At 62.7% G+C, this 10,919-nt stretch carries 5 protein-coding genes; 3 read left to right on the top strand and 2 right to left on the bottom strand.

The genetic code is table 11. The features are described 5' to 3' along the window. Nucleotides 1–64 precede the first annotated feature (64 nt). Entirely contained in the window at nucleotides 65–1,255 is a 1,191-nt protein-coding gene (locus HMPREF3175_RS02270) for a glycosyltransferase family 4 protein (protein ID WP_070490488.1), read from the bottom strand. 384 nt (nucleotides 1,256–1,639) lie between these two features. Here HMPREF3175_RS02270 and HMPREF3175_RS02265 point away from each other — a divergent pair, with 384 nt between their 5' ends. From HMPREF3175_RS02265 to cydC, 3 genes are read left to right on the top strand one after another with little or no spacing between them, the layout of a single operon-like run. Then, a complete protein-coding gene (locus tag HMPREF3175_RS02265) occupies nucleotides 1,640–3,256 on the top strand; it encodes a cytochrome ubiquinol oxidase subunit I (RefSeq protein WP_070490486.1) in 1,617 nt (538 codons plus the stop codon). A 43-nt stretch (nucleotides 3,257–3,299) separates the two neighbouring features. Beyond that, nucleotides 3,300–4,322: a cytochrome d ubiquinol oxidase subunit II gene (gene cydB, locus HMPREF3175_RS02260; protein WP_070490484.1), complete on the top strand. Its 1,023-nt coding sequence runs from the start codon at nucleotides 3,300–3,302 to the stop codon at nucleotides 4,320–4,322. 3 nt (nucleotides 4,323–4,325) lie between these two features. Then, a complete protein-coding gene (gene cydC / locus HMPREF3175_RS02255; RefSeq protein WP_070490483.1) occupies nucleotides 4,326–8,027 on the top strand; it encodes a thiol reductant ABC exporter subunit CydC in 3,702 nt (1,233 codons plus the stop codon). A gap of 16 nt (nucleotides 8,028–8,043) precedes the next feature. Here the strand turns inward: cydC and HMPREF3175_RS02250 are convergent, their stop codons facing one another. Next, complete coding sequence (locus tag HMPREF3175_RS02250; RefSeq protein ID WP_070490481.1) at nucleotides 8,044–10,851, bottom strand: DNA gyrase/topoisomerase IV subunit A; 2,808 nt, start codon at nucleotides 10,849–10,851, stop codon at nucleotides 8,044–8,046. Nucleotides 10,852–10,919: the final 68 nt, after the last annotated feature.

Genomic DNA, 10,919 nt, shown 5'->3' with positions numbered 1-10,919 from the left:
TCAAGGGCCACCTTGTGGTGGCCTCACACGCCTGCTGAGCCTACACGCCTACTGGGGCGCAGGTTTACTGAGTCCAGGTCTTGAGTCGTTTGCCGGTTGAGGCGGCTGTGGACCAGTGCCCTAGAAGCTGGTCGTTGATCGCATCCCACGTGCGGTCCGCGACCGCTTCGGAGCCTGCCTGGGCGATCTTCGCGGCCCACTCTGGCCTGGCCAGAAGCTCTTCGACGTGGTGCCGTAGCCCTATCAGATTCCCGGGCTCATACAGCAGGCCGGTTATCCCATCTTTGATCAGGTCAAGCGGCCCTCCGGCTGCGACCGAGACGACCGGGACCCCAGCGGCCTGGCCCTCCTGGACCACCTGGCAATAGGTTTCGTACGGGCCAGTGTGTACCAAAACATCGAGCCCTGCCATGGCGGCCCCGACCGTGTGCGATTGCTGCAGGCCCATCATGTGCGCCCCAGGCAACGCGGCGGCAACCAGGCTGCGGGCTGGGCCGTCACCGATCACGGCGAGGTCCGCATCGAGCCGTGCCCGCGAGCCTGAACCGCTATGTGCTCCTGCGCCAAGTAAGACCGCGAGATCTTCGACCTGCTTCTCGGGAGCTAACCGGCCCACGAATCCAACGATCGGGCGGCCGCCTAGGCCGATCCCGTGGCTGTTCCACCAAACGCGGCCTTCCGCGCGGCGGGCAGGGGAGAAGTTCGCGTGGTCCACGCCGCGTCCCCACATGCGCAAACGGCCAACGCCTAATGCACTCAACTGTTGGGCTGAAGCCGAACTTGGCACCAGGTTCGTGTGGGCGCGGGAATGGACGCGACGCAGCTGAGATAGAGCAAGTGTGCGCAGCGCCTCGACACCGTAGCGGCTAACATATGCGGGAATATCGGTTTGATAAGCCGCGACGATAGGGATGCCCAGGCTCTTTGCGGCAGAGGTTCCAGCGTGCCCCAGCCACATGGGGGAGGCCGCGTGGACCACATCGGGGTTGAAGCGAGAGATGACCGGCCGCAACGCGATGTTGGTCACGGTTGAGGCCGTGAAGCTGTTGTAGCCGGGGACAGCGAGTGCGGGGACCTGGTACACGTCGATGCCTTCGATGCGCGTAAAGCGTGCAACCCAGGAGGGAGTGGGGGATGGTGCGATGACGAGTACGTCGTGGCCGGCATCACGGGCGTGATGGGCGGCTCGTCTGGCTGTATTCGATACGCCGTTGACGTGGGGTGGATAGGACTCGGTGATAATGCAAATCCTCACGCTTTGATTTTTGCTGAGCTAGGTTGCTTGAGGCTCAGTTCGATGTGAAAGATGCGTGAACTTTTGACCCGCGGCGACGGGCTGTAGACGGGGTGAGCGACGCCGCGCACACGGGTTTCCGCTGAATTGCATGGGGATCTATGCAGCAGTGGGCATAAACGTATATGTGAGGTATGTCATGGGCTCACTCGAGGGGAGCTACAAAGCGGAAACATAGGTAGAAAAACCCTATAATTAGCAGTTGATAGGGCATCCAGAGCTACCTGCTGACCATGGTTCTACAACTTGTAGAAATCAGCCGTGATTATTAGCGTGGAACGGTCTGGATGAACAGGTCTTCACGCCTGTTAAACCGCACCTTCATGCGAGAGGACGGGCTCCACTATGGACCCAGTATTAGATCCGGTCTTGATCGGCCGGTGGCAATTCGGCATCACCACCGTCTATCACTTCTTGATGGTCCCTCTAACCATTGGTCTGGGTGTTCTTGTAGCCACACTTCAGACGCTGTGGTACAAGACGGGCAAGGAGCAGTATCTGCGCTCCACGAAGTTCTGGGGAAAGCTATTCCTCATCAACTTCATCATGGGTGTTGTCACCGGTATCGTCCAGGAATTCCAGTTCGGTATGGCCTGGAGCGAATACTCCAAGTTCGTCGGTGACGTCTTCGGAGCCCCACTCGCTATGGAAGCGTTGCTGGCGTTCTTCGTCGAATCCACATTCCTTGGCTTGTGGATCTTCGGCTGGAAGCGCCTGCCGAAAGGTTTCCACCTCGCAACCATCTGGATCGCGGCACTGGCCACATGGCTGTCCGCCTACTTCATCCTCGTCGCAAACTCCTTCATGCAGCACCCGGTGGGCGTTGAGCTCATCGATGGACGCGCCGTGATGACTGACCCGATCGCGGTATTCACGAATAACACCGCGATCGTGACCCTGATCCACACGATCTTCGGTTCCCTCGCTGTAGCCGGTGGCTTCCTGCTCGGTATCTCCTGGTTCCACCTCTACCGTCGCCGCCGCGACGGCATCGACACCGTGGACGCCAAGGGCTACGTTGTGGTGGGTGAAGACCCAGCCAAGGGTGCCGGCCGCGATAAGACCGACTACAAGGTGTGGCGCAGTTCCTTCCGCCTTGGCGGGTGGGTTGCCCTCGTCGCTTTCTTAGGTGTCGCATTCTCGGGCCACTCTCAAGCTCAGCTGATGATCTATCAGCAGCCCATGAAGATGGCTTCCGCGGAAGCCGCATGCCACGACGGTACCGGCTTCTCCGTTTTGTCTTTCGGTGACCTCGGCTCCGACGGTAAGACGACCTGTGAGAACGTCACCACGACCATCGAAATCCCTGGACTGCTTTCCTTCCTGGCTCACGACAACTTCACGACCCCGGTCAAGGGCGTGAACACGTTGGTCCCTGAATACCAGGAGAAATACGGAACTCACCTGCCGGATAACCCGATGTATGGCAAGTACGCGGGTACCGAGATCGACTATCAGCCGATCATGGCTGTGACGTACTGGGGCTTCCGTCTCATGATCACCTTCGGTGGCCTCGCAGCAGTTGCTGCGGCCGTTGGCTTGTGGCTGGGACGTAAGGGCACGGTCCCGGATAATAAGTGGCTCTCGCGTTTGGCAGTACTTTCGATCGGTGCCCCGTTCGCCGCGAACAGCGCTGGCTGGATCTTCACCGAGATGGGCCGCCAGCCTTTCGTGGTAGCCCCAGCACCGGACGGTAACGACGGCGTGTTCATGTTCACCGCCGCAGCACTGTCCCCAGGGGTCAGCGCGGGCGAGCTGTTGACATCGACGATCCTGCTGACCGCCGTCTACGGCGTACTTGCGGTCGTTGAATGCGTGTTCCTCTTCCGCTACGCACGCGGCGGCACACCGTCCGCGATGCCGGAAAATGACCACAACTACGATCCGAATATCGACGAGCACAACGACGACGACGCACCGAAGCGTAACGCTGACGACGACGTCCTCGCGTTCGCGTACTGATCACCTGGACACTGAGGAATCTGGACACTGAGGAATAAACACCATGGAATTTTTACCAACTCTCTGGTTCATCCTGATTGCCGTCCTGTGGATCGGTTACCTCTTCCTGGAAGGGTTCGACCTCGGCGTCGGAATGCTGTTCAAATCGTTTGCGAAGAACGAGCGCGACCGCCGCGTTATGCTCAACACGATCGGTCCGGTGTGGGACGGTAACGAAGTGTGGCTGCTGACAGCTGGTGGCGCGACCTTCGCTGCGTTCCCGAACTGGTATGCGGCACTGTTCTCCGGCCTGTACCTGCCGCTGACGCTTGCGTTGCTCGCACTGATTCTGCGCGGTGTATCGATCGAGTACCGCGGTAAAACTAATTCGGCACGTGGCCGAGCTTTCTGGGACTGGTGCATGGCTGGAGGATCGTTCCTCGCAGCGTTCTGTGTGGGTGCGATGCTCGCACTGACCTCAACCGGTTTGCCACTGGATGCACACGGCAACCGTGTGGGCCACGCATTCGTATGGCTCAACGGCTACGCCGTGCTCGGCGGTCTCGCAGTGGTTCTGTTCTCATACGTCCACGGCCTCACCTTCGTTGCACTCAAGACCGATGGCGACATCCGCCAACGCGCAGAAGCTCGTTTGGCGCGCATGTTGCCGTGGGCGTTGATCCCGGTAGCCGCGTGGGCTGCCGTGGTTGTGGTCGGTACCGGAACCACATGGGCCTGGGCGCCACTCGTACTCGCCGTTGTGGGTGCATTGGCGGCAACCTTCTTTGCGCTCAAGCGGCGCGAAGGCTGGACGTTCATTTCACTCGGCGCCACCCTGGTTACTGGTGTCGCTGCGATCTTCGGTAGCCTGTTCCCGAACGTGCTGCCATCCACCGTTGACCCAGCGTTCAACCTCACCGTCTACAACGCGTCCTCGACCGAGAACACGTTGCTGATCATGTCCATCGTTGCGGCGATCGGTGTCCCGATCACTCTCGCATATCAGAGCTACACCTACTGGGTGTTCCGCAAGCGTATTTCGGCGCACCACATTCCGCCTCAGCACTTTATCACGAGCGTGGTGTGATTCTTGCGCCCTGAATTGCCTCAAGGTACCTCTCGTGGTGCTCTTCTGGCGCTCGGGGCCGTAGCGGCGGCTCGCGCCGTCGGGTTGATCGCGTTGATGTCCGCCCTCGCGGCGGGCATCGCGCATGTGGCGGCAGGCCACCAACTCGACGTCGCGAGCCTTCTGCTTTACGGCCTCGGCGGCGTTGTCCTGCGGGCCTCGGCTACGTGGGCCTCGCGCGTCATCGCGGTGCGGGCGGCAGTTGATGTCAAAGAGTCGCTGCGTGCCCGGCTCGTTGAGCACCAGCTCAGTAATGCAGGGGTAAGTAGCAACGCAGGAGCCATCAGCAATGCGGGGGCAGGCGGGTCCAGCGGGTTGGGCAAAGGTAGCGTCGCTAACCACAGTGAGGCCTCTGCGACGGTTGTCGCTTCCCGTGGGCTTGATGGCTTGGATTCCTTCTTCCGTGACTATCTGCCGGCGCTCGTTGCAACCGCGGTGATCCCGCTGGCCGTGTTGGCCCGTGTTGTGTGGGCGGATTGGGTTTCCGCGCTCATCATCGTGTTGACGATCCCGCTCGTGCCAGTGTTCATGGCGCTGATCGGGTGGCATACCGAAGAGCGCATCCAGCAGGCCCAAGACGGGTTGGACCGTCTATCGCATCACCTCAGTGAGCTCGCGCGCGGGCTGCCTGTTCTGGTGGGGCTGCGCCGCGCCGATGCTCAGCGGCGAGCCCTGTTCGATGTTTCAGAGAAGTACCGCCTCAGTACCGCTAAGACTTTGCGCGCGGCGTTCATGTCTTCTTTCGCGCTTGAGTTGATCGCGACCATCTCGGTTGCGTTGGTTGCGGTGTTCATCGGTGTGCGGCTTGTGTGGGGCCAGTTGAGCCTTGAAGACGGCCTGGTCGCTTTGATGCTCGCTCCGGAGGCCTACATGTCCTTACGGGCCGTGGGGGCCGGCTTCCACGCATCCGAAGACGGGGTCGCGGCCCTCAAGCGCGTCAACGCGATCCTTGAGCAGGAGCCCGTGAGCGATTCCACTGCAGATGGACCCGCCGGCCCGCACACGGCACATGGCTTGCACACAGCGCCTGCGGCCCCCGATGCTGGCGTCTCGGTGAGCGGGCTACGGGTGGTCCGTGGCGGCGGGCGTGAATCCGTGGGGCCGGTGACCTTCGACGCACTGCCGGGGACTGTCACGGCTCTGGCCGGGCCTTCAGGTTGCGGAAAATCCTCGGTGCTCGCTGTGCTCGCCGGGGTCGCTCACGCGCAACCTGCCACGGCTTGTGAGGGCCATGTCGCAGGCCTCGACGTGGTGAGCGGAACGGATGCCGAACCGCACGATGCCGCGCAGCCGCGGCCTAGAGGTGTCGCGTTCCAGGCGCCGAATTTTTCGCAAGAGACCCCGCGGGATGAACTAGCCTTAGCGTTGGGTGCACCAGGCCAGCTAGGAGCTACCTCTACGGAAGCGGGCATTGATGGTGTCGGCGAGGATGTGGCCGCGCTGTTACCAAGCCACGCGTGGGATCGGCCGATCTCGGAGCTCTCACCGGGGGAGAAGCGCCGGCTTGCGGTGATGCGGGCGGTCACGAATCTGCGCTCGGCACGTCAAGCCTCGAGCGCGGCGCGCGGCACGGCCGCCGGCGGAACACGCGACGGGCAAGTAGCTGGCCTGCTGATTTTGGATGAGCCGACAGCCCACCTTGACCCGGTCTCGGCCCAACGCGTACGGGAACTGATCCGGACAGAAGCAGACAGCGGCAACATCGTGGTGATCGCGACCCACGATCCAGAGGCGAGGGCGATCAGTGATGCCTTCCTCACATGGGAAAGCGCAGGCACGGCACCCATCTACACCGCAGGGGAACCAGCGGAAGCGCTTCCGGGGCGACCCGTCGGGCAGGGCGTTGCCCAGGCCAACGCTGTCCATGCCAACGGTGCCAAGGCTGCCAACGACGCCGGCGCCGCGACAGACTCCACGGGCACGTTCCCGAAGCAAACACGAACCACGGGCGCCCAACCGGCGAGTACGCCTCGCTGGGGCCTTCCGTGGCGGATCCTGCCGTGGGGTAAAGCCGCGCTATGGGGTGCGGCGGCACTTGGTGCGCTATCGGTCCTGTCCGGCGGGGCGCTCACGGCGGTGTCCGGTTGGCTCATCGTCTATGCCTCCCAGCAACCGCCCATCATGTACCTCATGGTTGCGATCGTGGGTGTGCGCTTCTTCGGTTTGCTTCGTTCCACGCTGCGCTATGCGGAACGAAACATGACACACAACGCGGTGCTCGCGTGGGCTTCACGGCTCCGCGTTGCGGTCTGGGACGCCCTAGGCTCCAATATTCTGGGTTGGCAGAGGCTCAACCGGCCAGGTGGGGCGGCGGGCACGCTCATCGCTGAGGTCGATGAGATTCGCGATACGGTCCCGCGCGTCATCGTCCCGATCCCGGCGGCGGTCGCCGCGGTGCTCGCAACCTGTTTGGCGTCCTGGCTCGTGATCCCGTCCCTGGGGTGGATGTTGCTCACGCTGCTGGTGTTAGGGCTTGCGGTTGCCCCACTCATCACGCTAGCGGTTGAGCGCAGGGCTACAGCCGTCATGGCTGAACACAGGGTCCGGGTCGCCGAGCAGACCGGCCGCATCATGGCGGCAGCCCCAGACATCGCGGCACACAACGCGGTGGCTCGTCACGTTGCGTGGTTCCGAAGCAGCGATGAGTTGGTCAGCCGCGCGGTCCGCCGCGAGGCGCTCGGCTCGGGTGTGGGGGAGGGACTCGCCTCCCTCCTGGGCGGATGCGCCGCGATGGCCGCGCTCGTACTGGGTGCCGCCGCAGGCGCTGATCCGCGACTGCTCGCGCTCGCGGTGTTGCTGTTGCTCGCGGTTGATGAGCCGCTCGGCCAGCTCGCTGAAGCGCTGCGACAGGTACCGGTGCTCAGCTCGATGCTCGCTTCAGTCGCCCCATACCTGGAGAACCGTTCGGTCTCCGCTATCGAGACTGAACCAGAGCCTCATGAAGAGGCGCCGGCCGGTGCTGATGCCGCGCATCGTGTGGATGGTGTGCGTGTGAGGGGCCTGAGTGCGGCTTACGCTCCAGAGGATCCGCCGGTGTTCGGGCCTGTCTCAGGTGGGGTCGAACAAGGCGAAATGTGGGCCGTCACGGGGCCTTCAGGTTCCGGTAAGTCCACGATGATCGCTGTGATGCTCGGTTTCCTCACGCCCCGCACGGGCACGGTCCAGGCCCGTACGGATGGCGCGTGGGTCACCCTTGCCCAGGCCCCCGATGCGGCAGCTGGCTCCCCAGGGAACGTATCCGAGGCGGCTTTGGCTGGCCTCGCGTGGTGTCCGCAGGACGGGTACGTGTTCGACTCCACGGTGCGCGGTAACCTCGCGCTTGGCCGCGATAAAAGTAATCCGGTCTCGGACGGGGAAATGTACGCGGCTCTAGAGCGGGTAGGCCTGGGGCCGTGGGCCGCTCACCTGCCCGACGGCTTGGATACCCTCACCGGTGCTGGCGGCAGATTCATGTCTGGCGGGCAACGGCAACGGCTCGCTGTGGCTCGAACACTGCTTGCTGGTGCGCGCGCGATCATCCTCGATGAACCGACCGCCCACCTTGGCGAGGACGAAGGCCAAGCCCTCATCGACGATGTCCGCTCAGGCGCCCACGACGTCGCCCTGGTGCTGGTGACCCACGATCAGGAGCTGGCAGCCCAGGCGGAGAGCATCACGCGGCTATAACGTCCACGCAGGTTTGCTACTTCTCTTTGTTCCCGCGTAGGTCCACCCGGTTGCCGGGTTCGATCGATACGCCATCGTCATCGAACGGCAGCGAATCCATCTCCGGCTGGACCGGGGCACGGCGTTGCGATGAGGCGGAACGCCGCGACGGCGCCGGTTGCTTCGTAGCTGGCTTGACCGACTCAGTCTCGGCAGTGTCAGCCGCCGCAGTGTTTGTCGCCGCAGTGTTTGCCGAAGCGGTGCCAGCTGCGGCTTCAGCGCCGGCCGCAACCGCATCGTCGGCCGGCTTGAGCGCAACCGAAGAACTAGCCGGGCCCATGATGTCGACGGCTTGTGTCAACGGGACACCGGAACCGTCGCGGCGGCCGTATTCCAGCGGCAACGCGCGGGCCATGCCGCCCTTGGAAGCGCCACGAGCAGGCCCAGCACCGACCCACGCGGCCACAAGGTGGTCTTCCCCCTTGAGGAACCGGTGCGCGCGAACACCCATCGTGCCGCGACCCTTCGCCGGGAACTCCGCCAGTGGCGTGACTTTAGCGGAACCGCCCTCGGCACCAGGGAGCGGTTCAGGGCCGTCCGCAATCGTGACCGCCACCGCATCGGCCTCGTTAAGAACAACACCGAAGAACAACGCGGTATCTTTAGCCCCCAGCTTGATGCCGGCAACACCGCCACCGGTACGGCCCTGCGGGCGGACCTTATCCGCGCTGAAACGCAACAGCTGAGCCTCACGCGAAACGAACACGAGCTCCGCGGTATCGGGGCACGTGGCGGCGCCGATCACCTCGTCGCCGGCCTTCAACGTGACCGCAGGCCATTCATCGGTTGTGACTGGGTAGTCTGGGTTCACACGTTTCACAACGCCGTGGGCGGTCCCCAGAGCGAAAACCTCATCCAGCGGGAGCGCGGCGATGATCTTTTCTCGGCGCTCAACAGCCATGAACTCGGTCGCGGCCACACCATCACCCAGCGGGACACCGTTAGAGCCAGGCAGAACCTGCGGGATCTCAACCACGCTGATGCGCGCCATCCGTCCCGTGTTCGTGAGCAAACCGATGTGGCCGCGCGCGGTTGTCGGCACAAGGGAAGCGATCACGTCATGGCGGGAACGCCGCTGACCCAAAACCTCGTCCCGGCCGTGTGTGCGCACCAGCTTGCCGGTGGCAGAGAGCACAACGAAACATTCGGTGTCAGCAACTTGCATCGACATCGGCTTCTTCGCCGAGCCCGCGCCCTCATCCGGCTCCGGCATCACCGTGCCAGCCAGTGGAACATCCTTCGGTTTAGCCATCAGAACCGTGCGGCGAGGGGAGTGGTGGCGCTCAGCAACCTCGGCGAGCTCACCGGAAACCAGCTCACGCAGTTTCGCATCAGAACCGAGGATCCCCTCGAGGTAAGCGATCTCCTCTTGAAGTTTCTTCTTCTCAGCCTCAAGCTCAACCTGAGAGAACTTGGTCAGCTGACGCAAACGCAACTCAAGGATGTGATCAGCCTGCGGCTCGGATAGCGAGAACCGCTCACGCAATGCGGCGCGGGCACTCGCGGTGTCCTCAGAGTCTCTGACAATCCGGATCACCTCATCGATATCGAGGATCGCAATCAGCAAACCCTCAACCAGATGCAACCGATCCTTGCGTTTAGTGTGGCGGAACTGGGTGCGGCGGCGCACCACATCCAGACGGTGATCCACATACACCTGCAGCATCTCAAGCAAACCGAGCTGCCGCGGCTGGCCATCCACCAACGCAACGTTGTTGATGCCAAAGGAATCTTCCATCGGCGTGTGCTTATACAAAGCCGCAAGTACGGCGTTGGGGTTGAAGCCGGTCTTCAGCTCAATCACCAGACGCAAACCGTGGTGCCGGTCCGTCAGGTCCACAACATCGGAGACACCGGTGAGTTTCTTCGCATCCGCGGCGTCCTTGATCTTCTCGATGACCTTCTCCGGGCCCACACCATAGGGCAGCTCGGTGACCACCAGCGCCTGCTTGCGGGCGGTGACCTTCTCCAACTCAACCTTGGCGCGGGTCCGGAACACGCCGCGGCCCGTCTCATAGGCCTTCTTCACCCCATCCAAGCCCACGATGGTCCCGCCAGAAGGCAGGTCCGGGCCCGGGATGAACTTCATGATGTCTTTCAGGCTCGCATCAGGGTTCTCGATCAGATGCCGTGCACCAGCGATCACCTCGCCCGGGTTGTGCGGGGCGATATTGGTGGCCATACCCACCGCGATACCGGAAGAACCGTTGACCAAAAGATTCGGGAAAGCTGCCGGAAGCACTTCCGGTTGCACAAGCCGGGAATCATAGTTCGGAACAAAATTGACCACGTCCTCATCGAGGTCATCGGTCATATCGATCGCGGAATCAGCCAGCCGTGCCTCCGTATAGCGGGCAGCGGCCGGACCGTCATCGAGCGAGCCGAAGTTACCGTGCCCATCAACCAGCGGCAAACGCAACGAGAACGATTGCGCCATGCGCACCATCGCATCGTAGATCGCGGCATCACCGTGCGGATGCAGCTTACCCATGACCTCGCCGGTCACACGCGCGCTCTTGACGTGGCCCTTGTTCGGCGCCAGGCCCATCTGCCGCATCATGTAGAGGATGCGGCGCTGAACCGGTTTGAGGCCATCGCGGGCATCCGGCAAGGCACGCGAATAGATCACCGAATACGCGTATTCGAGGAAGGACGCCTCCATCTCGCTGGTGACATCCACATCGATGATGTGTTCCTCAACCTCTTCCCACGCAGCCTTCGCTTGCGCGGCCGCTGTTCCCTTGGAACGCGTTGCGCCTTTGGAACTCTTCGACGAGGTCGCCATGCTGTCCTTCACTCACCGTTGATTTGTCTTGTTTCGCGTGCATGCTAACCATCGCAGCTGGCGGGCGG

The sequence above is a fragment of the Arthrobacter sp. HMSC08H08 genome (assembly GCF_001807575.1).
Taxonomy (GTDB): domain Bacteria; phylum Actinomycetota; class Actinomycetes; order Actinomycetales; family Micrococcaceae; genus Pseudoglutamicibacter; species Pseudoglutamicibacter albus.
Note: the sequence above shows the minus strand (reverse complement) of the source record. Positions and strands in the feature narration are given on the sequence as shown.

Excerpts from the sequence above, each read along its gene's own strand:
- cydB (WP_070490484.1), top strand. The coding sequence starts at position 3,300 with ATGGAATTTTTACCAACTCTCTGGTTCATCCTGATTGCCGTCCTGTGG.
- HMPREF3175_RS02250 (WP_070490481.1), bottom strand. The coding sequence starts at position 10,851 with ATGGCGACCTCGTCGAAGAGTTCCAAAGGCGCAACGCGTTCCAAGGGA.
- HMPREF3175_RS02265 (WP_070490486.1), top strand. The coding sequence starts at position 1,640 with ATGGACCCAGTATTAGATCCGGTCTTGATCGGCCGGTGGCAATTCGGC.